Source organism: Nonomuraea sp. NPDC003804, assembly GCF_040610675.1.
Classification (GTDB): domain Bacteria; phylum Actinomycetota; class Actinomycetes; order Streptosporangiales; family Streptosporangiaceae; genus Nonomuraea.
The window spans coordinates 16348-38370 of sequence record NZ_JBEXMT010000052.1; the positions used below are offsets into that span (position 1 = coordinate 16348).

A 22023-nucleotide genomic window follows, 5' to 3' on the forward strand; every position below is an offset into this window, starting at 1 on the left:
CTTCACGGCCGCGGCCCACGGTGCTGCGATGGGACCGTCGAGAGCGGAGGACCGCTGACGACACCGAACCCATCGGCACGCGAGCAGGAGGCGACCGCGATGGAGATCGACGGATTCCGAGGCCGGCTGATCACCGCTGAGCACGCCGGCTACGACAGCGCCCGAGCCGTGTGGAACGGTGCCGTCGACCGGCGCCCCCGGCTGATCGCCCGATGCGGCGGGACCGCCGACGTGGCCGCGGCCGTGCGCTTCGCCCGCGAGCACGACCTGGAGATCGCCGTGCGCGGCGGGGGCCACAACGTCGCCGGCACCGCCGTGTGCGACGACGGCATCGTCATCGACCTCTCGCCGATGCGAGCCGTGCGGGTCGACCCCGCCGGCCGTACGGCCCGGGTCCAGGGCGGCGCGCTGTGGGGCGACGTCGACCACGAGACGCAGACCCACGGTCTGGCCACCACCGGCGGCATCGTGAGCCACACCGGCGTCGCCGGGCTCGCCCTCGGCGGTGGCATCGGCTTCCTCATGCGCAAGCACGGGCTCACCGTCGACAACCTGCTGGCCGCCGAGGTGGTCACCGCCGAAGGCGGCATCGTCCAGGCGTCCGCCGACGAACACCCCGATCTGTTCTGGGCGCTGCGAGGCGGCGGCGGCAACTTCGGCGTCGTCACCTCGTTCAGGTTCGCGCTGCACCCCGTCGGACCGACCGTGCTGGCCGGACCGGTCTTCTGGGCGGCCGAGGACACCACCGACGTGCTGCGCTTCTACCGGGACTTCGCCGCCGCGGCGCCCGACGAGCTCGGCAGCGTGGTCAGGCTCGGCACCGTCCCTCCACTGCCGATCATCCCCAAGCACCTGCACCATCGGCCGGCCATCGCCGTCGCCTGCTGCTACGCCGGCGGTGTCGACGACGGCGAACGTGCGGTGCGGGCCCTGCGGCGGTTCGGGACGCCGCTCCTGGACCTGCTCGCCCCCACCCCCTACGTGGCCCACCAGAGCGGCCTGGACGACACCGTCCCGCACGGATGGCACTACTACTGGAAGTCCACGAACCTCGCGGGCCTGTCCGACCGAGCCGTCGACGCCATCGCCGATCACGCCTACGCCGCCGGCTCACCCAGGACCTACACGGCGATGTTCCACCTGGGCGGCGCCGTCGCCCGAGTGCCCGGCGACGCCACCGCCTACGCCGGTCGCGACGTGGCCCACAACATCATCATCGACGCCGTGTGGCTCCCGGACGAGTCCGGCGAGCACGCCGCGGCCGAGACCGCCTGGGCCCGAAGGTTCCTTGAGGCCCTTCGACCGCACCGCGCCGGCGGCGTCTACGTCAACTTCCTCGATTCCGACGACGACACCAGCCGCGTCCACGAGGCCTACGGCGATCACATCGTGCGGCTCGCCGAGGTCAAGGCCACGTACGACCCCGACAACGCCTTCCACCACAACAAGAACATCCGCCCCGGTCGAGCGGGGGCGGGCGCGATCGGCCGGGAAACGGTGGCACCACAGCACTAGGCGGGCGCGGCCGGTCCGCGGCCTGTCCCGGGGCCGAACCGGTGCCGGTACTCCAAGGGAGTGAGCCCGGTCCTGCGGCGCATCAGCGCACGCAGATTGGCGGCGGTGCCCAGCCCACTGTGCCGTGCGACCATCTCGAAGCGCGACTCGCCCCGCTCGATCAGCCGGCACGCCAACGCAAGCCGCTCCCCTGTGAGCCACTGCAGCGGTGTGGTGCCCAGCTGTGCCTGGAAGCGGCGATGGAGTGTCGCCGGGCTGACCGAGGCACGCGCTGCGAGGTCGGACACCGTGAGGATCGAGGCCGGTGCGGGCCGACCTGAGCGTTTCGTTCAAGACCGCGGCGTGCCGTGCCGCCGAGACTACGGGCATGACCGGAAACACCTTCACTCCCGCTCTGGGACGCATGGCGCCCACGCGCTTCTACGATCCGATCGTCGCGGTGACCCGCGAACGGCTGTGGCGCACGCTGATGGTCATGTACGTCGCGCCGCGACCGGAGGAGGTCATCGTCGACGTGGGATGCGGCACCGGTTCCACGGAGCTGTTGCTGAACCGGATCGAGCCGCGCGCACGGGTCATCGCCGTGGACCCGGACCCTGACGTGATCGCGGTGGCACGACGCAAGGCCGAGGCCTCCGACGCGGCGGTCGAATGGAAGATCGGCATGGGCGACGCGCTGCCGGAACTCCTTGGGACCAGCGTCGCGGACACGGTGGTGTCCAGCCTGGTGTTCCACCAATGTCCGCTCGCCATGAAGCGGGCCATCCTCGCGTCGATGTACGCGGTGGTGCGGCCCGGCGGAAAGCTGGTCATCGCCGACTACGGGCTACAGCGCACCGGGCTGATGCGGCTGGGATTCCGGCTGGTGCAACTCGCGGACGGATTCGAGGACACCCGGCCCAACGCCAAGGGCATCCTGCCGCACCTGATCGCCCAGGCCGGCTTCCGTGACGTGAGGGAGGCCGAGGTCGTCTCGACACTCACGGGTTCGATCTCGGTGTACGTCGCGTTCCGCCCCTGAGGAGCGCAGCAGCGGGTTCACCACCTTCGGTGTCAGCCCCATCATCTCGCGCATCCAGCGCGTCAGGTGCGCCTGGTCGGCGAAGCCGCTCGTCATCGCGGCGCCGGCCGGCGACTCCCCGTTCCGCAACGCCTCGACCGCTGCGCGCAGCCGATACCAGGCACGCCAACGCGCCAGAGGCATGCCCAGCTGGCTGCTCGCCAAGGAGCGCAGACGTTGGCGAGACACGCCGACTGTCGCGGCCACATCCGCCAGCGGGACCGATCCGTCCGCCAGCGCCGTCATGGCCGCGAGCAGACGGGGGTCAAGTTCGCCCGCCGGCCGGGCGCCGGCGTGGCGAACGTCGCTCTCGTCGAGATGGCGCAGTTCGGGTGCGCCGGTGATCCCGGGACCGTAACGCCGGCGCAGCCGGTCGGCCATCGCGCAGTGGGGTTCGACGAAGAACACCCGAAGGTCGCCCGTCGCGAGCATCCGATGCCGCACCATGGGCGGCACGACGAGCGCGGGCGCCTGGTGACGGACGCCGTCGGCGTCCACCATGGCCGCCTCGCCCACGGCGGCGACGACGATCTGAAAGGCGGCGTGCCGGTGCAGAGAACTGTCCACCGACGGGCCCTGGTAGAAGGCGTGGCCACGGCCGACGACGAAATCCGGCATCAGCCTCCCGCCGCCTCTTTCATCATCACGTGTGGCAACTGTAATCGGCCCTTGGCGTGTGACGGACGGGCGGACAGTCGCCTGTCATCACCGTGCGGAACTACGCGGGTCACTCACCGGCAGGACTGATCGGGGTCGCGGGCCACGCCGCAGTCCTACCAGTCCTCCTTCCGGGCGAACGCCTCCTGAAAGTCGCGGAACGGCCCGGCCCGTGTGCGTCGTTTTACCTGGAACGCCGGCGCCCGGCCCGGGGACCATCGGCTGTGCTTCTCAGCAACCGACCGATCTTCGCCAGCACCGACCTCGACGAGGTCCGCGACGAGGTGGCCAAGGTGTTCTGCCCGCACCGACTGGACCTGGCGGGAGACAGCGCCCCGCTGTCGGCCTGGTTCAACTCCGTCCAGTTCGGCTCGGTCCGCGTCAGCTACCTCGACTACGGGGCCGACGTCCGCATCGAGCCGGGCGACCTGGGCACCTTCTTCCTGGCCATGCTCCCCCTCGCCGGCCGCAGCCTGATCAGGGGCGGCGACCAGGAGATCGTCTCCACCCCGGCCACGGCCGCGCTGCCCTCGCCGGAGCGCCACCTCGACATGCGCTGGGCGGCGGGCTGCCCCCAGCTGCTGGTCAAGTTCGAGCGCACCGCGATCGAGCGTTCGCTGGAGCAGATGCTGGGCGAGCCGCTCGACCAGCCGGTCATCTTCGATCTCGGGGTGGACATGGCCGCGGGCTGGGCACGCGCCTGGCGAGGCATGATCGACCTGATCGTCCGGGAGGCCGAGCACGACGACGGGCTGGCCGTCCAGCCGCTGGCCGTCGCGCATCTGGAGAACGCGCTGATCACCTCGCTGCTGACCATGCAGCCGTCCAACTACCTGGAACGGCTGAGCGCCCCCCGCCGGCCCGCGGTGCCGAAGGTGGTGCGCAGGGCCGTGGAGTTCATCGAGGGACACGCTCATCTCCCGCTCACCACGGACGACGTCGCCAGGGCGGTCGCGGTCAGCAGCCGCTCGCTCCAGGAGGGTTTCCGCGCCCATCTCGGGCTCACCCCGATGGCCCATCTCAGGCAGGTACGGCTGACGCGGGTGCACGACGAGCTCGCGGCCGGGGACCCGGCGCGGGTCACGGTCACGACGGTGGCGGCCCGCTGGGGCTTCCTGCACCAGGGGCGGTTCGCCGCGCTGTATCGCCGGAAGTTCGGGCGGAGCCCTTCGGAGACGCTGCGCTTCGCGCCAGGTGGATGAGATCCGCGCTCAGCGGATGGCCCGGCCGGCGGGGCCTGCCATACCGTCGGATCAGGCGCCGATCGACAACCACCACCTGACAGAGGGGACACCCACCATGCGCAGCATTCTCGTCGTCGGCGCCGGACAGGCCGGCCTGCACCTGGCCCTCGGCCTCCTCCAGAACGGCTACGACGTCACCGTCGTGTCCAACCGCACCGCCGAGTCCCTCCGGGACGGCCGGGTGATGTCCGGCCAGGCCATGTTCGGCACCGCCCAGGCGCACGAGCGCGCCCTCGGCCTGGACTGGTGGGCCGGCACCTGCCCGCCCGTCGAGGGCATCGAGCTGTCGGTGCCCGGCCCCGAGGGCGGCAAGGCGATCGACTGGGCCGCCCGCCTGCACACCCCCGCGGTCTCGGTCGACCAGCGGATGAAGATGCCGGCCTGGCTCGCCGAGGTGGAACGGCTCGGCGGCAAGGTCGTCATCCACGACGCCGGCGCCGAGGACCTCGAGGGCTACGCCGCGCAGCACGATCTGGTCCTGGTCGCCGCCGGCAAGGGGCAGATCGCCTCGCTCTTCCGGCGGGACGCGGCCCGCTCGCCGTACGGCAGCCCGCAGCGCGCCCTCGCGCTCCTCTACGTCAACGGCCTGCGGCCGCGCCCCGAGCACTCGGCCGTCTGCTTCAACCTCATGCCCGGCGTCGGCGAGTACTTCGTCTTCCCCGCGCTGACCCACACCGGCCCCTGCGAGATCATGGTGTTCGAGGGCACGCCCGGCGGCCCGATGGACTGCTGGGGCGGCCTGGACGGCCCCAGCGCGCACCTGGACCAGGCCCGCCGGATCCTGTCGGACTTCTTCCCCTGGGAGGCCGAACGCTGCGACGGGATCGAGCTCACCGACGCCAACGCCGTGCTGACCGGCCGCTTCGCCCCCACGGTGCGTCACCCCGTCGCCTTCCTGCCCTCGGGCGCGCCGGTGCTGGGCGTGGCCGACGTGGTCGTGCTCAACGACCCGATCACCGGGCAGGGCAGCAACAACGCCGCCAAGTGCGCGGCCGTCTACCTCCAGGCCATCCTGGAGCGCGGCGACCGGCCGTTCGACGCCGCGTGGATGCAGCAGACCTTCGACCGGTTCTGGGCGCAGGCGCAGCATGTCACCGCCTGGACCAACGCCCTGCTCGCCCCGGCCGAACCGCATCATCTGGCGCTGCTGGGCGCGGCCGGCCGGTTCCCGGCGATCGCCTCCCGCTTCGTCAACGGCTTCGACGACCCGGCCGACTACGCCGAGTGGTTCATGGACGGCGCCCTCGCCCAGGCCTATCTCGACCGGGTGGCGGCATGAGGTCGCTACGTGACGCCTTCGGGCAGTTCGCCACCGGGGTGGCGGTGGTCACCACGGCGGCCGGCGGCGAGCGCGCGGGGGTGACGGTCAACTCCTTCACGTCGGTCTCGCTCGACCCGCCGCTGGTGCTGTGGTGCCTGTCGGACCGCGCCCCCAGCGCGCCGCTGTTCCTGCGGGCCGGGCGCTTCGCGGTCAACGTCCTGGCCGCGGGGCAGGGCGAGCTGTCCCGCCGCTTCGCCACGCCCGCGCCGGACAAGTTCGCCGGAGTGGACCTGCTCGACCACCCGCTGCCGATGCTGGCCGGCACGCTGGCCGGATTCGCCTGCCGTACGGTGCACACCTTCAGCGGGGGCGACCATCACATCTTCGTCGGCGAGGTGGAGCGCTACCAGCGGGCCGGAGGGGACCCGCTGGTCTTCCACTCCGGCCGCTACCGGGAGCTGGCCGCCCCGGTGGCGGTGCCCGCCCACAGTCCCTGACCGCCGGCGGCGGCCGGGCTCGGGTGCGACCCCGATCGCACCCGCCACCCGGGGGTCATACCGGAGTGGCACACGGGTCTGGGCCCTCGAGCCGATGCCGGGCAGGGGTGGCGCGCCAAGAATGATCACATGTCTGTGACGATACTCGGGCTGTCGCTCGTGGAACTCCTTGCCCTGGTGGCCGCCGTCATGCTGGCGCTGGCCCGCTGGCTCCCGCCGGGCGCGCGCCGGCCGGTCAGGACGGTCGCCGGCGGGGCGCTCGCGCTGTCCGCGGCGGTCCTGGCGGTGCTCGGGATCCGCTGGCAGCTCCTCCCCGTCCTCGCCGGCGGGGCCATGGCGCTCGCGCTGGCCGCGCTCCCTCTGCTGAGACGGCGTGCCGAGCGGCCCGCGTGGCGGGCCCGGTGGTGGATGGCGCTGCCGGGGTCGGCGGCCTGCCTGGCCCTGATCGTCGGCGGGGCGGGGGCGGCGTGGGCGCTCCCCCTGCCCGTCTTCCCCGAACCGTCGGGGGCGTACGGGGTCGGCACCACCGTCATCCAGTGGACCGATCCCGACCGCGACGAGCCCGGCACGGCCGCGCCCGACGACCGGCGCACCGTCGTGGTGCAGCTCTGGTATCCCGCGCGCGGCAATCCCGAAGGAGCCCGGCGCGCGCGATACCTCGGCCGCACCGAGCAGGAGGCGCGCCTCGTCGCCAACGGCACGGCGGACTACCTCGGTGTGCCCGGCTTCATGCTGGACGAGGCGGTGCGCGCGTACGCGCGCTCGACGCCCGACGCCCCGGTGGCCGACAAGGGCGGACGGTTCCCCGTCGTGCTGTTCTCCCCCGGGCTGGGCGGCGTGCGCACCCAGAACACCGCCTGGGCCGAGGAACTGGCCAGCCGCGGGTACGTCGTCGCGGCCATCGACCACCCCTACGACTCGGCCGTCGTCACCCTGGACGACGGCCGGACGGTCCGCACCCGGGTCAAGGCGACCGGCGACGACGCGGAGGACACGAGGCGGGCCGCCGGGTGGACGGCGGTCCGGGCCGGCGACCTCAGCTTCGTCCTCACCCAGCTGGGCCGCCTGCACCGCGGCGAGATCCCGGGCCCGCTGACCGGACGGCTGGACACCCGGCGGGTCGCGGCGACCGGCCACTCTCTCGGCGGTGCCGCCGCCCTGCAGGCCGCGCGCCAGGACTCGCGTTTCGCGGCCGTCATCGTCCTGGACGGTTTCCCCCGCGACCCCGCTCCGCGCCCGTTCGACCAGCCCGTGCTCGCGCTCACCCACGAGATCGTGCCGGGCGAGGAGGCGGAGTACCTCTCCCGCCTCGCGCAGGTGCTCCAGCTGAGCACGGCGCCGAGCTACCGGCTCACCGTCCCCGGCTCGGCGCACCTCACCTTCACCGACTCCCCGCTGTACCTGCCGCCCCTGCCCTCGCTCGTCGGCTCTTTCGGCCGCGCCGGCGGCCCGCGCGTCACCGTGGCGACCACCGTCGCCTTCCTGGACGCGACGCTCCGCGGCGAGCCGGGCGACCTGGCCGGCACCCTGCGGAGGTACGGCGACCTGACCGCCTACTGACGGAGGCAGGGCGCGGGCCCGGCAGACGGACGACCCTGGCATGCCGGATGGCAGAGCAAATGTCGACAGGTATAGCCTGTGTCAGCCAACATAGAACTGAGGAGGTTCTCATGCGTTGGGTGACCTATGCGGCGGACGCCGGAGACCGCGCCGGGGTGATCGGCGAGGATCGGATCCACCCTGTCGCGCCGGGCGTCAGCCTGATCGAGCTCATCGGCCAGGGCGCGGACGCGCTGCGCGCGGCAGGGGAAGCGGCGTTGGCGTCGCAGGCGCGGACGGTTCCGCTGGCCGAGGCCAGGTTGCGCGCCCCGATCCCGCGCCCGCCCTCGGTCCGCGACTGCCTGTGCTTCCTGGACCACATGCGCAACTGCCAGCAGGCCGCCGGTCAGCCGCGCACCCTCAACGACGCCTGGTACCAGATCCCGGCCTTCTACTTCGCCTGCCCCTCGACCATCACCGGCCCGTACGACGACGTGACGATCTCCCCCGGCAGCGCCTGGTTCGACTTCGAACTGGAGATCGCCGCGGTCATCGGGCCGGGCGGCCGAGACCTCACGCCCGAGCAGGCCGAGGAGCACATCATCGGCTACACCATCTACAACGACTGGTCGGCACGCGATCTGCAGCTGCGCGAGACGCCGCTGGCGATCGGCCAGGCCAAGGGCAAGGACGGCGCGACCACGCTCGGCCCGTTCCTGGTCACCCCCGACGAGCTCGAACCCTACCGCCGCGACGGCAGGCTCGCCCTGCGGGTCGAGGCCACCGTCAACGGCAGGACCATCGGCTCGGGCCGTACCGACGCCATGGACTGGAGCTTCGGCGAGGTCGTCTCCTACGCCTCGCGCGGCGTGGACCTGGTGCCAGGAGACGTGTTCGGCTCGGGCACGGTTCCCGGCTGCTGCCTCATCGAGCACCTGTCCCTCGCCGATCCGGCCGCCTTCCCCGGCTGGTTGCGGGACGGCGACGTCGTCGAGCTGGTCGTCGAGGGGCTGGGCCGTACGCGCCAGACCGTCCGCGCGTCCGCCGTTCCGCACCCGCTGGCGCCTCGGCACAACCCCGACCGGCGGCCTTCACCCCCGCGCGTCAACCGCGCCCCGTCGAAGCTGCCCTACACGCGCGGGCTGCACGAGGTGGGCGCGGGCGTGTGGGCCTGGCTGCTGCCCGACGGCGGGTACGGCTGGAGCAACGCGGGACTGGTCGCGGGCGAGGGCGCCTCCCTCCTGGTCGACACCCTGTTCGACCTGCCGCTGACCGCCGAGATGCTCGACGCCATGCGCCCGATCACCGATCGGCACCCGCTCACCCACGCCGTCATCAGCCACTCCAACGGCGACCACACCCACGGCAACCAGCTGCTGGGCGAGCGCGTCCAGATCATCGCCGCCGAGGCCACCTGCACGGAGATGCGGCACGAGATGCCCCCCGAGATGCTGACCGCCGCCCAGGTCGTGGACATCGGCCCGGCGACCCCCTACTTCCGCGAGCGCTTCGGCGCCTTCGACTTCAGCGGCATCCGCCTGCGGCTGCCCGACCTGGCCTATGACCGGGAGCTCACCCTGGACATCGGCGGCCGCGAGGTGCGCGTGCTGAACCTCGGCCCCGCCCACACCGCCGCCGACTCCGTCGTGCACGTGCCGGACGCGGGCGTGCTCTTCGCGGGCGACCTGCTGTTCGTCGGCTGCACCCCGATCGTGTGGAGCGGCCCGATCGCCAACTGGATCGCCGCCTGCGACCGGATGATCGCCACCGGCGCCGACACGATCGTCCCCGGCCACGGCCCGGTCACCGATCCCGACGGGATCCGCGCGGTGCGCGGCTACCTCACCCACGTGGTCGAGCAGGCGGACACCGCCCACGCCCGCGGCCTGTCCTTCGCCGAGGCGGTCGAGGCGGTGGACCTGGCCGAGTACGCCACCTGGCTGGACGCCGAGCGGATCGTGGTCAACCTTTACCGCCGCTACCGCGAACTCGACCCCACCGCCACACCTGTCCTGGACCAGATGACGCTGATGGCCATGATGGCCGCAAGAGCGCTCTCGTGAGGCTGCCGAAGACCGCGCACGCCTCCCTCCCGTGGCGTATCCACGAGCTCGCGGGTGACTTCTCGATCGAGGATGTGTGGTCGTTCCGCACCCCCGGAGCCGGGCCTGACGACTTCCCGGCGATGCTGGCGGCGATGCGGACGTTCGGCGGGATCGCGGGACAGACCGGGCCGGTGCGGTTCCTGTTCGCCCTCCGGTGGAAGCTCGGCGCCCTGTTCGGCTGGGACGACCCCTCAGCGGGCGTCGGTGCGCGGGTCGCCTCGCTCCGCGACCGCCTGCCCGCCGACATCCGCGACGCCCCCCGCGGCCCGGACGACGACCGCATGCCCCTCAAAGCGGTCTACGAGCTCGACATGGAGGCCGCTCGCGAGCTGGCGAACAAGACCGTGCACACCGTGATGCATCTCGGCTGGGTCAAAGGAGCCGGCCGCGACCACGAGCTGCGGATGACCGTCCTCGTCAAGCCCAACGGCTGGTTCGGGCGACTCTACATGGCCGCCATCGCGCCGTTCCGATACCTCATCGTCTACCCGGCTCTGACCCGGCAATGGGAGCGAGCCTGGCGCGACCGCGACCGCGCGGGGGCCGGGTACGAAGAAGGGACATCATGATGAACTCCAGGAAGCGGCTGCTCCGCTGGGCGAGCGCGATCATGCTCGTGCTGGGAACGGGGCATCTGTTCTTGCTGGTGCTCATGGCCTGGCAGGACGTCACCGGCTGGGTGGATCGGGGGCTGTGGGCGGCCGTCCCGCTCGTCCTCGTGGAGGGGGGCGCCGTTCCGACGGTGGAGTCCCTGCAGAGCAAGGTCACCTTCTGGGCCGGTCCGGGAGGCTTCGCCGTGCCGCTGATCGTCTTGGGTTGCCTGACGTGGCACCTCGCCGGACGCGGGGTGGCGGTGCCCGCCGGAATCGGCTGGGGCATCGCGACATGGTGTGTGCTGGGCGGCGTCCTTCTCGTTCCTTCCCCGTTCTTCGTCGGGACCGTCTCCGGGATCCTCATCGTCGTGGCGGCGCGGAAGAAGGACCGGTCGGGAGCAACCCCAGACCTGGCGTGATGGGCGCCCCAGCCGACCCCGCACCCTCCGGAAGCCGGCCCGGAGAACGGCGGGGTGGCAGAGGTTCGTGCTACGCGAGCGCCGGCCGGTGGCCCGGCCGGGTGTCGACCGGGTCCGGCGTGGGCGGCGGCATCTCGCGCAGCCGGCTCACCGGCGAGACGAACAGGCCGATGACCACGGCGGCCGAGGCGGCGGCGGCCACCGCCAGAGCGGCATGCGCGCCGACCGCCCCGGCGAGCAGGCCCGCGCACAGGCCGCCCAGCGCGCCGCCGCCGAACAGCAGCGTGCGGAACACCGCGGTCATCCGGCCCATCATCGAGGGAGGGGTGAGGGTCTGCCGCAGGCTGACGATGATGACCCCGGCGACGCCGAGCCCCAGGTAGGTGGTGAAGAAGGACAGCGTGAACAGCGCCGTCATCACCGGCGGGGGCCCGGCGGCCACGACGACCAGCGTGGGCCCGAGCAGCAGGGCCGACTGGGCGGCGAGGTAGACCCGGCCGACGGGGAATCGGCTGATCACCTTGCGGGAGATCAGCGAGCCGACGAGCCCGCCCACGGACGCCGTGGCCAGGATGCCGCCCAGCGTGGCGGGCTCCAGCCCCGCCTCGCGCGTGCCGTACAGCAGGAACATGGTCCACACGGTGACCATCGAGAAGTTGCAGCAGAACCCGACGATCGCCAGCCAGCGCAGGACGGGGTCGGCCAGCACCCAGCGCAGCCCGTCGCGCAACTCCCTGCCGAGGTGGCGTTCCCGCGGCGCCGGGCGAGGTTCCCTGGTACGGATCAGCAGCAGGGAGATCACCGAGGCCAGGTAGCTGCACGCGTCCACCACCAGCGCCACCGGCGCCGTCAGCGCGCCGACCAGCACGCCCGCCAGGCCGGGACCGGCGACCTCCGCCGCGGACGAGCTGACACCCATCCTTGCACTGGCCTCCACGTAGTGTCTCGGATCCCGGACCAGCGTGGGCACGTAGGACATCCAGCTCACGTCGAACAGCACCGAGGCGACGCCGACCGCGCAGGCGATGACCAGTAACACGCCCAGGTCCAGCAGATGCAGGCCGTACAGGGCGGGGATCAGGCCGAGCAGCGCCATCCGGGCGATGTTGGCGCCGAGCATCACCCGGCGGCGCCGGGCCCGGTCGACCCACACCCCGAAGATCAGCGCCAGGCCGAGGTAGGGGACGAGTTGCAGGAAGCGCAGCAGGCCCACCTGCTCGTCGGTGGCGTGGAAGGCGTGGATCGCGGTCAGCGGAAGGGCGAGGTTCGTCACCTGCGTGCCCAGCAGGGAGACCGTCTCGCCGAACCAGAAGCGCAGGAAGTCGTGGTTGCGCCACAGGGCCGAGCTCACCGCGCGCCGTCCTTCGCCAGCCCGGCGACCGTGTCGGCCACCCGGTCGACCTCCTCCTCGGTGTTGTAGTAGTGCGGCGACAGGCGCAGCGCCCACTCCACGTCCTTGTCGGCGAAGTCGTACTGGGCGAACTCGCGGAAGCTGAGAGCCGAGTTGATGCCGCGGGCGTCCATCGCCGCCTTGAACGGCTGGGGCCGCCACCCCTCGACGTCGAAGGTGACCAGCGCCGCCAGCTCCCGGCCACGGTCCAGCACGCGTACGCCCGGGACGGCGGCCAGCCGGTCGCGCAGGCGGGAGGCGAGCGCCGGAGTGCGCAGGGAGATGCGCTCCAGGCCTACCCCCAGGGCGTAGCGGACGGCCGCCGCGCAGCCGAGCACCGTCGAGTAGGGGAACTCCCACTCCTCGAAACGCGCGGCGCTGTCCACCGGCTCGTAGCGGTCGGCGGCTGTCCACCGCGCGCCGTACATGTCGATGAACAGCGGTTCGTACCCCTGTGCGAGCACGCGGTCGGAGACGTACAGGAAACCGGAGCCGCGCGGCCCGCGCAGGAACTTGCGGCACGTCGCAGTGAGCAGGTCACAGCCGATCTCCTCGACATCGACGGGGTACTGGCCGACCGACTGGCAGGCGTCCACCAGGTAGAGCAGGTCGAGCTCGCGGCAGTGCCCGCCGATCTCCGCGACCGGCTGGACCAGGCCGGAGTTGGTGGGCACATGGGTCGCGGCGACCAGCCGTGGCCGCCTGGCACGCATCATCGCGGCCATCGCCGCCACGTCCACGCCGCCGTCGGGATGGTCGGGCGCGTGCGCGATCTCCACGCCGAACCGCCTGCGCAGCGCCATGAAGGCGATCTGGTTGGAGATGAAGTCGTTGCGCGTGGTCAGGATGACGTCGCCGGGCTCGAAGGGGATGGCCGACAGGGCTTTGCTGTAGGCGTGGGTGGCGCTGCCCGCGAAGGCGACGTTCTCCGGCCGGCAGCCGATCAGGTCGGCGATCGAACCGTAGAAGTCGCGCACCTGGGCGGCGCGGGCGGCGGAGGCCTCGTAGCCGCCGATGGCCGCCTCGAGCTTCAGGTGGTCGACCATCGCCTCGAGCGCCGGCGTGGGGAGCAGGCCGCAGCCGGCGTTGTTGAAGTGGATGACCTGCTCGCAGCCGGGGGCGTCGGCCCGGAGCGCCTGCAGCGCTTCTCCACTGAAGGGGAAAGCGTTACTCTTGTCTCTCATGTCCGAGAGTAGCATTACTGAGCGGCTTGTCGTGAGCCTCCGCGCGGAGATCGACGGGCTCGCCCCAGGTGACCGGCTGCCCAGCGCTCGCGAACTGGTGCGCCGCCACGGGGTGAGCCCGGTGACGGTGACCCGCGCCTTCGCGCTCCTGGCGGCCGAGGGCACCGTGGTGACCCGCCCGGGCAGCGGCACCTTCGTCGCCCAGCGGCGGGCCCCCTCCGGTACGGCGCCCGCCGACACGTCCTGGCAGGCGGTGGCGCTGGGCGACCGCAGCGTGGACACCGCGCGGGTGAGCCACCTGCTCGGCCCGCCGCCGCCCGGCGCGATCACGATGTCGGGCGGCTACCTGCACCGCTCGCTCCAGCCGACCAGGCCGCTGGCCGCCGCGCTGGCCAGGGCCTCCCGCCGTCCCGACGCCTGGGACCGCGCCCCCGCCGAGGGGCTGGCGCCGCTGCGCGCCGTCTTCGCCCGCCTGGCCGCCGCCGACCCCGAAGACGTGCTCGTCACCGGCGGCGGCCAGGGCGCGTTGTCGATGGCGTTCCGCGCCATCGCCCCGCCGGGCAGCCCGGTCCTGGTGGAGTCGCCCACCTACCCCGGCGCCCTGAGCGCCGCCAGGGCCGCCGGCCTGCGACCGGTGCCGGTGCCGATGGACGCCGACGGCATCCGCCCCGACCTGCTGGCCGAGGCGTTCGCCATGACCGGCGCCCGGCTGCTGTACTGCCAGCCGACCTTCCACAACCCCACCGGCGCCGTCCTGTCGCCCGAGCGGCGCCGCCAGGTGGTCGAGGTGGCCCGCGCGAGTGGCGCCTTCGTCCTGGAGGACGACTTCGCCCGCCTGCTCGGCCACGGCGGACCGGCCCCCCGCCCGCTGGTCGCCGACGACCGCGACGGCACCGTGGTGTACACGACGTCCCTGACCAAGCCGGCCTCGCCCAGCCTGCGCATCGGCGCGCTCGTCGCCAGAGGCCCGGTGATGGCCAGGTTGCGCGCGATGCGGCTGGTCGACGACTTCTTCATCGCCCGGCCGCTGCAGGAGGCCACGATCGAGCTGGTCAGCACGCCCGCCTGGGACCGGCACCTCCGCGCGCTGTCGGCGGCGCTGCGCGAGCGCTGCGCCGCACTGGCCGCCGCGCTGGCCGAACACGTGCCGGGCTGGCGCGTCACCCGCGTCCCCGCCGGTGGCCTGCACCTGTGGGTCGAGACCGGCCGCTCCCCCGATGCCGCCGAGGTGAGCAGGCGGTACGGCGTGGCCGTCGAACCCGGCCAGGACTTCTTCGCCGCCGAGGCGCCGGGACAGTTCGCCAGGCTGGGCTTCGCGGCCGCGGCCGGTCTGGAGGATCTCGCCGAAGGCGCGCGACGCCTCGGCTCGGCCACGCGGCCTGACGCCTGATGATCAGGCGTCAGGTACCGGAGCGCGCCGCCGGCAGTTCAGCCAGGACGGTCAGGAGCAGCCGGCGCTCCCGCTCGTCCTGACGGGCCTGCCGGCCGTAGCTGCCGCCGCCTTGTGCCGCCGCGTCGCCGTGGCGCTCATCTATCTGGACTCAGGTGGTGAATACGGCCCGCAGGTAGACGCTCGTGATCAAATCCGCTCATTACAGCATCCTTGACAATAATTGACGCACGAAAGACCATGATCAGGCTCCTTGATCACCAACTTCTGGAGGAGAACCCTGGTGAGGCGATCGTCCTCGGTCATCCTTGTCGCCAGCACGGTGGCGACGCTGACCACGGCACAGGAGTTACCTGCGGCCGCGAGCCCGACCCCGAACCCAGCGTCCGCAGCAACGCAGACCCCGCCACCTGGTGAGATGCTCGGTGCCGCGGCCCAGAACCGCCGCGTCACCCGACAGCCTGATGGGCGCCTGACCATCGAAACATGGACCCAGCCAGTGCGTGTACAACGCGACGGAGCCTGGCAGTGGATCGACCCGACACTCGTGGAAGCGGACGGTGTACTGCGCCCCAAGGTCACCGCAACGCAGGTCGAGTTCACCTCTGGCGGCGCCGGCAAACCACTGGCGACGCTAACGGCCCCGGACAACAAGCAGATCACCTTCACCTGGCCGACCACCCTGGCCCGACCGACAGTCAATGGCGGCAAAGCCACCTACGACGGTGCGGCGGGGCCCGGCTCGTCGCTGGTCGTCACAGCGCTGGCCACCGGCTTCCGCTGGGAACTCATACTCAAGACTCGCCCGTCGAAGAAGGCCACCTTCACGCTTCCTCTTCAGGCACGCGACCTCACGATCCAGCCAGGCAAGAACGGCGCCGCCACCATCGTCGACCACGAAGGCCGCGAAGTCGCACAGTCCACTCCGGTCTCCATACGATCCTCATCGACACCCGGCCACGGTGCGATCTCCGCCAAGACGACGGCGCAGGCCCTGACCGTCGAACCGGACGCTGCGCTCTTGGCCGACCCGAAGATGAAGTACCCGATCACCATCGGTGCCACCGTCGACACCAGTGCCCACAGCGACGTGGACATCAGTGACGCGGGAACCCCGTCAGACCCAGGCGCGGCCACGCTCACGGCAGGCCGCATCTTCGGCGTCCTCAACCGCTCCTACCTGAGGTTCGACAGTACAGCGCTGGCCGGCCAGGACGTTGTGGACGCCAAGCTGACACTGACCAACACCGACGGCCCCGGATGCGGAGAGACCGCCAGTGGCATTCAGGTACGCCGCGTGACGAGCGGCTGGGACGCGACCACGCTCACGTGGAGCACGGCGCCGTCCTCCACAGCCGAGGGCGCGAGGACCATCACCCAGTCCTACGGCCCGGATTGCGGCATCGGCCCGCTGGAGTGGCCGATCATCGACATCGCCAAGGCCTGGGCGGCAGGCGAACCCAACTACGGCGTGCTGTTGCAGGCTCCCGACGAGACCGGCTCCGACGACGATTACCGGATGCTGGCCTCCACCGAGTACGGCTCGCCGGATCTGACTCCCAAGATCACCGTGACGGCTCAGCCGGCGCCCGGCCCCACCGTGGTAAGCCCCGCCGGACCCGACGGCGTCGAGGTGTTCACCGCCCCCCCGGCGTGGAAGCTCGACTCGCTGCCCGTCTCGACGACCGACACGCACGCCTTGAACGGCGCATACGACCGGGCCCAAGCCAACGCCGCCACCCTGGCGCCGCCTTACTTCGATCCTGCGACCGGAAAGGTCGTGGCGCCGGCGACGCCGGCCGGAAAAGACATCGCAGGCCGGCTACTCACCGGCACTGCGACAGCCAACGGCGACGCCGACGAGACCATCCCCGGCGTTCCTGCCCCCGACGAATCGGCAGTAGCCCAAGCCCGCCTTGTGGCTCCCGAGGAGACCGCCTATTCGATCACTCCGACGGTCGTCGAGGTCGCCAACAGCTACCAGGCCCTCAATACCGTCGTCGATGAGGTCCTCGACCTCGACGACACGATCCCGGCAGGCACCAAGCTGTTCGCCACCCACATATGGCCTGAGCGTAACCTCGTCGTGGTGCAGTCCACCGACGCCTCCCCAGCGTTGCGCAAGGCACTCGCCGATCGGTACGGCACCTACAACGTCGCCATCTGGCTGCAAACGGAGGCTGAACGCCTCGGCCTCATCGGCCACCTCAGCGGCCAGACAATGGGCTCTGCCGTCGCCGAAACCCGGCAGAGCGACGTCGGCAAGGTCGACGGTGGGGCCAAGTTCTTCGCGACCACCGAAAACCCCGGCAAGCTGAAGGAGTGCACGACCGGATTCACGATGGGCAGCGGGACCGACAAGCTGGTGGTGACAGCCGGCCACTGCCTTCCCAGGCAAGGCGGCGACACGGACGCAGGTCCCGCCCGGTGGTCCAACTGGCAACCCGGAACGGGCACGGTAATACTCCCCGGCCAACCGACGTATTACGGCGATCTGGGCCTGATCTACGCGGATATCCGCGGCACGAACCCCAAAATCTTCATCGGCGCCGAGAACTCCACCGAAAAGCGATATGTCACCGGACGCTTCTCGATCCCTGCCAAGGAAAACGACCAATACTGCACTGGTGGATTCAGCACCGGCCAGATCTGCCGATGGAAGGTTACCGACATCGCATGGAAGGTCGACATGAAAGACTTCACCACCGGCGCGTCCACAGGGACGACGCGCTGGGTTCAGGTGGGTAAGAAGCGCGGCAGGTGTGTGATCGGCGGCGACTCGGGCGGCCCGGTATACACCTTCCGCCCTGACGGTACCGTCGTGGCCAAGGGGATCACCAGCGGTTCCAACACCAAGACGGAACGGATCAAGGATGTGTGCATTCACACCTTCACCGATTTTCATGACGTCATGAAGGCCGTCGGCAAGGACATCTACAAGAAATGAACCCAGCGAGCCCGTCCTCCTTCCAGCGCGCCGGATGTATCCTCATCCTCGGTGTTGTGACTGCAGCCTGCGCACAGGAGCCAGCCAAACCCTTCGACGCGCAAGTGTCCGTAGTCGAGGTGGCCCCCGGAGGGCGGGCCCTCACCCTGCACGCCAGCGGGATCCAGCAGTCTGACGGCACGATCTGCACCGTGGTTGAACAGGCCGAGGCCATCGAATCACCGACCGGCGTGACCGTGCGGGTATCGCTCCGCCCTGCCTGCCCTGAGTCTTCTGAGCTGCAGCTGGGTACCGGTGTGGACCACGCCGTGCCCGTCGCCCTGAAGAAACCTCTGGCTAAACGTAAAGTCTTCAGCCGAACAGGCCAGGAGATCCAAGTCTGCCCCACGACAGCGGGCTCGTTCATCGAGACCATACGACGGTGCAAGGAGAAGCCTCGCTGACGCCGACCTTCCCATAACGGATCACCCGTCTCGGTCCCCACCGACCAGCGGCACGCCGCACCGACCGCCGACGGAATCAGCGCCGACGCCGAGCCTTCGCCAGGCGGGCGCGGCGCGCCCTGGCTTCGACGAGGCCGACGACCTCGCGCAGGTCGGCCAGATCCACCACCTGCGCGACCTCGCGCGCGTCCCGCAACGTCTGCGGCAGGTCCTCCGCCGGGCCGTACGCGTGGTCGAGGGAGGCCCCGTCGATGCCGTCGAGGGCGGCCGTCATCCGTGTTCGTCCTTCCCGTCTTCCGACGTGATCGGCGGCCAGCCCAGCCCTCACGACGGCGCCGCCGTGTCCGCTCGTTCGCCGGCGGGTGTGACCGTTCGCCGGCGGGTGTGACCGGGCGTGGCGGGCCTGCCTCCGGCACCCGGCGCGAGATGCGCTCCCACAGGTGCATGGTGCGCGCCTTGGCGGGCTGGCTCGTATCGCCGTCGGCGCGCACCTCGATGTCGGCGTCATCGGAGCGGGCGCAGGGCGACGGCCGGGGTCCGGGTCCGACCTCAGCCGGGCGTGCCGGTGTCGACCTGGTAGAGCGCGTTCAGCAGCGGCCAGGTCAGGGCGGCCATCTCGGCGGGGGGCAGCGGGCGGCCGCGCTGAAGCCAGTCGGTGGCCACGCCGATGAGCGCGCTGGCGGCGAAGGCGGCGGGCACGTCGTGCGGGATGTCCAGCGGCATGTCGGCGTGCTCGGCGTGCTCAGGGAGGTCGCCGCCGGCGGTGGCCTGCCGTACGCGGTGGTGGACGGCCGCGGTGATGCGGCGGCGGATGTGGTCGGAGACGCGCGCGCTGCCCTGCGGCCCCAGCAGGCTGGTGTAGAGCCCGGCGTGCTCGGCGAGGCTGGCGAAGAACGCCACCAGCGACTGGGTCGCGTCCCGCGCCGGGTCGGGCGAGTCGGGACCGGGGGCGGGCAGGGACTCGACCAAGCCGTCGATCATCGCGGTGCAGGCGGCCTCGGCCAGCTCGTGGACGTCCCGGTAGTGGTCGTAGAAGGTCGAGCGGCTCACTCCGGCGTGTTCGGCGACGTCGGCGACGCTGATGCGGGACAGGTCCTGCTCCTCGACGAGCTGGATCAGCGCGCGTGCCAGGGCCGTCTGGGTGCGGCGCACGCGCCGGTCGCCGGTGGGGGTGCTGCTGTCTCTGGCCACGCTTCCCACCCTATCCGCACCCTACACATGCAGGTTTACCTACACATGTAGGGTAATGTGCGTGACGGGACCACCGAAAGGACGCATGACATATGCGGACAGCCCTTCGCCTGGGCGACGCCTCGTGACCTCGCTCGGGAGCATCCTGATCGTCGGCGCGTCGGCCGCCGGCCTGAGCACGGCCGAGGCGCTGCGGCGGCACGGCCACCAGGGCCGGCTGACGCTGCTGGACGCCGAGCCGCACCTGCCCTACGACCGGCCGCCGCTGTCCAAGCAGGTCCTGGCCGGGGCGTGGGAACCGTCCCGCGCCCGGCTCCGGAACCAGACGCAACTGGAGGCCCTGCACGCCGAGCTCGTGCTGGGCGATCCCGCCATCGCGCTGGACGCGGCTGCCCGCGCCGTCACCACCGCTTCGGGCCGTGTGCTGCGCGGCGACACCCTGGTGATCGCCACCGGCCTGAGCCCTTGCCGGCTCCCCGGCCAGGACGGCCTGGCAGGCGTGCACGTGCTGCGGTCGCTGGACGACGCGCTCGCCCTGCGCCGCCACCTGACCGTCGCCAAGCGGCTCGTGGTCGTGGGCGAGGGGGTGCTCGGCTCGGAGATCGCCGCCACCGCCCGCGCCATGGGCCTGGACGTCACCCTCGCAGGGAGGGGCCGCACCCCTCTGGGTGACCACCTCGGCGACGAGATCGGCGCGATGCTCGCCCAGGCGCACACCGAGCGCGGCGTGCACCTGCGCCTCGGCGTCGCCGTCGAGGGGCTCACCGGCGCCGCGGGACAGGTCACCGGGGTACGGCTGGCCACCGGCGAACTCCTTCCCGCCGACGCGGTCGTGGTGGCCGTCGGCTCCCGCCCGGCGACCGGCTGGCTGGACGGCAGCGGGCTCACCCTTGGCGACGGTGTCGTGTGCGACTCGCGCTGCCGCGCCGCCGAAGGCGTCTACGCCGTCGGGGACGTGGCCGCCTGGGAGCACGAGGGGCTCGGCAGGCGGCTGCGCCTGGAGAACCGCGCCAATGCCACCGAACAGGCGCAGGTGGTGGCGGCCGACATCCTCGGCGCCGGTCGCCCGTACACGCCGATCCCCTACTTCTGGACCGACCAGTACGACATCAGGATCCAGGCCCACGGGCTGCCGTCGCCGGCGGCCGAACTGACCATCGCCGAAGGCGACCCGGCGCAGCGCCGCTTCGCCGCCCTCTACCGCGAGGACGGCCGGGTCACCGGCGTCCTCGGCTGGAACATGCCCAAGCAGGCCCGCCTCCTGCGGCAGCAGACGCTGCACCAGGCCGGGCAGCAGGCGGTGGGCACCCGGTCCGTCGTGTCCGCGTGACAGCGACGAGAAGCACCACCGCAGGCGGTCAACCATCCGTTCAGAGGAGATGCCGAATGAGTCTCGACGAGCAGGTCCTGAACTACCCGATCCCCGGCCACGCGGCGCTGGAGCCGCCCGCTGCATGGGCCGAGCTGCGCGGGCGCTGTCCGGTTGCTCACGTGAAGTTGCCCAGCGGCGACCAGGCGACGCTGCTGACCCGCTACCAGGACGTCAAGCAGGTGCTGGCCGACCCGCGCTTCACCCGCCTGCTGAACGCCCCCGACGCGGCCCGGCTGTCGGCCAACGACGACGGCGGGCTGTTCAGCAGCGAGATGGCGCAGGTCATCCCCGACGGAGGTGAGGAGCACCAGCGCTGGCGGCGCCTGGTCGGCAAGTGGTTCACCGCCAAGCGGATGGCCGCGCTCCGGCCCGCGATGGCGGAGATCGCCGAGCGGCTCATCGACGACATGGTCGAGCGTGGCCGGCCCGGTGACCTCAAGGCCAGCCTCGGCTTCCCGCTGCCCGTGTACGTGATCTGCGACATGCTCGGCGTGCCGGCCGCCGACCGGGACCGGTTCTCGTACTGGTCCGACACCCTGCTGAACCTCACCCGCTACAGCCAGGCCGAGGTCGACGCCGCCCAGGGCGAGTTCGTCGCGTACATGTCCGGGCACATCGCGGCCAAGCGGCAGCAGCCTGGCGAGGACCTGCTGAGCGAGCTCGTCGCGGCCGGCGGCCCCGAGGACGGCGGGCTGTCCGACGTCCAGCTGCTGGCCACCGGCATGGGGCTGCTGGTCGCCGGCCACGAGACCACCGCCAACATGATCGGCAAGATGGTCTCCATGCTGCTGGCCGACCGCAGCCGGTGGGAGCGGCTGCTGGCCGACCCGTCGCTGGTGCGCACGGCGGTGGAGGAGGCGCTGCGCTTCGACGCCAACCCCGGCTTCGGCCTGCCGCGCTACCTGCGCGACGAGATCGAGGTCGGCGGCACGGTCCTGCCCCGCGGCACCACCGTGGTGTGCAGCATGGCCGCGGCCAACCGCGACGACAGCGCCTTCGACGACGCCGGCGAGATGGACCTCAGCCGCAGCCCGAACCCGCATCTGGCCTTCGGCGCCGGCGCCCACTCCTGCCTGGGCCAGGCGCTGGCCCGCACCGAACTGCAGGTCGTGCTCGAGGTGCTGCTGCGCAGGCTGCCGTCCCTGGAGCTCGCCGTGCCCGTGGAGGAGCTGGAGCGCGTGGAAGGGCTGGCGGTCGGCGGGCTGCGAGAGGTCCC

19 protein-coding genes and 1 pseudogene are annotated in these 22023 nt (G+C 71.8%); 14 read left to right on the forward strand and 6 right to left on the reverse strand.

Going from position 1 to position 22023, the window contains the following annotated elements:
* Positions 1 to 99 precede the first annotated feature (99 nt).
* Positions 100 to 1515: an FAD-binding oxidoreductase gene (locus ABZX22_RS42920; RefSeq protein ID WP_354922358.1), complete on the forward strand. Its 1416-nt coding sequence runs from the start codon at positions 100 to 102 to the stop codon at positions 1513 to 1515.
* On the opposite strand, the gene ABZX22_RS42925 is transcribed toward ABZX22_RS42920, so the two are convergent.
* Positions 1512 to 1802 (reverse strand): helix-turn-helix domain-containing protein, encoded by a 291-nt coding sequence (locus ABZX22_RS42925; protein WP_354922361.1) that lies wholly within the window; start codon positions 1800 to 1802, stop codon positions 1512 to 1514. The genes ABZX22_RS42920 and ABZX22_RS42925 overlap by 4 nt on opposite strands.
* A 17-nt stretch (positions 1803 to 1819) precedes the next feature.
* Between ABZX22_RS42925 and ABZX22_RS42930 the strand changes: the two genes are divergently transcribed.
* The gene (locus ABZX22_RS42930) at positions 1820 to 2536 is read left to right on the forward strand and encodes a class I SAM-dependent methyltransferase (RefSeq protein ID WP_354922363.1); all 717 of its coding nucleotides are present in this window, start codon (positions 1820 to 1822) and stop codon (positions 2534 to 2536) included.
* Positions 2537 to 2569: 33 nt separating this feature from the next.
* Here ABZX22_RS42930 and ABZX22_RS42935 read toward each other — a convergent pair.
* Positions 2570 to 3193 (reverse strand): annotated as a pseudogene (locus tag ABZX22_RS42935) (AraC family transcriptional regulator); the annotation flags it as partial.
* Positions 3194 to 3456: 263 nt separating this feature from the next.
* On the opposite strand from ABZX22_RS42935, the gene ABZX22_RS42940 reads away from it, so the two are divergent.
* From ABZX22_RS42940 to ABZX22_RS42970, 7 genes are all read left to right on the forward strand, one after another.
* Positions 3457 to 4434 (forward strand): AraC family transcriptional regulator, encoded by a 978-nt coding sequence (locus tag ABZX22_RS42940; RefSeq protein WP_354922366.1) that lies wholly within the window; start codon positions 3457 to 3459, stop codon positions 4432 to 4434.
* A 97-nt stretch (positions 4435 to 4531) separates the two neighbouring features.
* A complete protein-coding gene (locus tag ABZX22_RS42945) occupies positions 4532 to 5755 on the forward strand; it encodes a styrene monooxygenase/indole monooxygenase family protein (protein WP_354922369.1) in 1224 nt (407 codons plus the stop codon).
* Positions 5752 to 6234 (forward strand): flavin reductase family protein, encoded by a 483-nt coding sequence (locus tag ABZX22_RS42950; RefSeq protein ID WP_354922372.1) that lies wholly within the window; start codon positions 5752 to 5754, stop codon positions 6232 to 6234. Before ABZX22_RS42945 ends, ABZX22_RS42950 begins: the two co-directional genes overlap by 4 nt.
* A gap of 129 nt (positions 6235 to 6363) precedes the next feature.
* Entirely contained in the window at positions 6364 to 7794 is a 1431-nt protein-coding gene (locus ABZX22_RS42955) for a hypothetical protein (protein WP_354922375.1), read from the forward strand.
* Positions 7795 to 7904: 110 nt separating this feature from the next.
* Positions 7905 to 9836: a fumarylacetoacetate hydrolase family protein gene (locus ABZX22_RS42960; RefSeq protein ID WP_354922377.1), complete on the forward strand. Its 1932-nt coding sequence runs from the start codon at positions 7905 to 7907 to the stop codon at positions 9834 to 9836.
* Positions 9833 to 10447: a DUF2867 domain-containing protein gene (locus tag ABZX22_RS42965; protein ID WP_354922380.1), complete on the forward strand. Its 615-nt coding sequence runs from the start codon at positions 9833 to 9835 to the stop codon at positions 10445 to 10447. Before ABZX22_RS42960 ends, ABZX22_RS42965 begins: the two co-directional genes overlap by 4 nt.
* Positions 10444 to 10890, forward strand: a complete 447-nt coding sequence (locus ABZX22_RS42970) for a hypothetical protein (protein WP_354922382.1) — start codon at positions 10444 to 10446, stop codon at positions 10888 to 10890. The genes ABZX22_RS42965 and ABZX22_RS42970 overlap by 4 nt, the downstream gene beginning before the upstream one ends.
* A gap of 70 nt (positions 10891 to 10960) precedes the next feature.
* Here ABZX22_RS42970 and ABZX22_RS42975 read toward each other — a convergent pair whose 3' ends face one another.
* Both ABZX22_RS42975 and ABZX22_RS42980 read right to left on the reverse strand, forming a co-directional pair.
* The gene (locus ABZX22_RS42975) at positions 10961 to 12241 is read right to left on the reverse strand and encodes an MFS transporter (protein ID WP_354922384.1); all 1281 of its coding nucleotides are present in this window, start codon (positions 12239 to 12241) and stop codon (positions 10961 to 10963) included.
* Positions 12238 to 13464, reverse strand: coding sequence for an aminotransferase class V-fold PLP-dependent enzyme (locus ABZX22_RS42980; RefSeq protein ID WP_354922387.1), 1227 nt, complete (start codon positions 13462 to 13464; stop codon positions 12238 to 12240). The genes ABZX22_RS42975 and ABZX22_RS42980 overlap by 4 nt, the downstream gene beginning before the upstream one ends.
* Here ABZX22_RS42980 and ABZX22_RS42985 point away from each other — a divergent pair.
* From ABZX22_RS42985 to ABZX22_RS42995, 3 genes are all read left to right on the forward strand, one after another.
* Entirely contained in the window at positions 13463 to 14854 is a 1392-nt protein-coding gene (locus tag ABZX22_RS42985; protein WP_354922390.1) for a PLP-dependent aminotransferase family protein, read from the forward strand. The genes ABZX22_RS42980 and ABZX22_RS42985 overlap by 2 nt on opposite strands.
* Before the next feature lie 253 nt (positions 14855 to 15107).
* Positions 15108 to 17801, forward strand: coding sequence for a DNRLRE domain-containing protein (locus ABZX22_RS42990; protein WP_354922393.1), 2694 nt, complete (start codon positions 15108 to 15110; stop codon positions 17799 to 17801).
* On the forward strand, positions 17798 to 18244 hold the full coding sequence (locus ABZX22_RS42995; RefSeq protein WP_354922396.1) for a hypothetical protein: 447 nt from the start codon (positions 17798 to 17800) through the stop codon (positions 18242 to 18244). The genes ABZX22_RS42990 and ABZX22_RS42995 overlap by 4 nt, the downstream gene beginning before the upstream one ends.
* Positions 18245 to 18320: 76 nt before the next feature.
* Here the strand turns inward: ABZX22_RS42995 and ABZX22_RS43000 are convergent, their stop codons facing one another.
* Together ABZX22_RS43000 and ABZX22_RS43005 are read right to left on the reverse strand one after the other, a co-directional pair.
* Complete coding sequence (locus ABZX22_RS43000) at positions 18321 to 18518, reverse strand: hypothetical protein (protein WP_354922399.1); 198 nt, start codon at positions 18516 to 18518, stop codon at positions 18321 to 18323.
* Positions 18519 to 18793: 275 nt separating this feature from the next.
* Positions 18794 to 19435, reverse strand: a complete 642-nt coding sequence (locus tag ABZX22_RS43005) for a TetR/AcrR family transcriptional regulator (RefSeq protein ID WP_354922402.1) — start codon at positions 19433 to 19435, stop codon at positions 18794 to 18796.
* Positions 19436 to 19559: 124 nt separating this feature from the next.
* Here ABZX22_RS43005 and ABZX22_RS43010 point away from each other — a divergent pair, with 124 nt between their 5' ends.
* Positions 19560 to 20765: an FAD-dependent oxidoreductase gene (locus tag ABZX22_RS43010; protein ID WP_354922405.1), complete on the forward strand. Its 1206-nt coding sequence runs from the start codon at positions 19560 to 19562 to the stop codon at positions 20763 to 20765.
* 56 nt (positions 20766 to 20821) lie between these two features.
* Positions 20822 to 22023: cytochrome P450 (locus ABZX22_RS43015; protein WP_354922407.1), on the forward strand; the 1202-nt coding region annotated here is incomplete at its 3' end.

Coding starts and splice junctions, on each gene's coding strand:
- ABZX22_RS42920 (WP_354922358.1), top strand. CDS start 100: ATGGAGATCGACGGATTCCGAGGCCGGCTGATCACCGCTGAGCACGCC.
- ABZX22_RS42945 (WP_354922369.1), top strand. CDS start 4,532: ATGCGCAGCATTCTCGTCGTCGGCGCCGGACAGGCCGGCCTGCACCTG.
- ABZX22_RS42950 (WP_354922372.1), top strand. CDS start 5,752: ATGAGGTCGCTACGTGACGCCTTCGGGCAGTTCGCCACCGGGGTGGCG.
- ABZX22_RS42955 (WP_354922375.1), top strand. CDS start 6,364: ATGTCTGTGACGATACTCGGGCTGTCGCTCGTGGAACTCCTTGCCCTG.
- ABZX22_RS42960 (WP_354922377.1), top strand. CDS start 7,905: ATGCGTTGGGTGACCTATGCGGCGGACGCCGGAGACCGCGCCGGGGTG.
- ABZX22_RS42970 (WP_354922382.1), top strand. CDS start 10,444: ATGATGAACTCCAGGAAGCGGCTGCTCCGCTGGGCGAGCGCGATCATG.
- ABZX22_RS42985 (WP_354922390.1), top strand. CDS start 13,463: ATGTCCGAGAGTAGCATTACTGAGCGGCTTGTCGTGAGCCTCCGCGCG.
- ABZX22_RS42980 (WP_354922387.1), bottom strand. CDS start 13,464: ATGAGAGACAAGAGTAACGCTTTCCCCTTCAGTGGAGAAGCGCTGCAG.
- ABZX22_RS42995 (WP_354922396.1), top strand. CDS start 17,798: ATGAACCCAGCGAGCCCGTCCTCCTTCCAGCGCGCCGGATGTATCCTC.
- ABZX22_RS43000 (WP_354922399.1), bottom strand. CDS start 18,518: ATGACGGCCGCCCTCGACGGCATCGACGGGGCCTCCCTCGACCACGCG.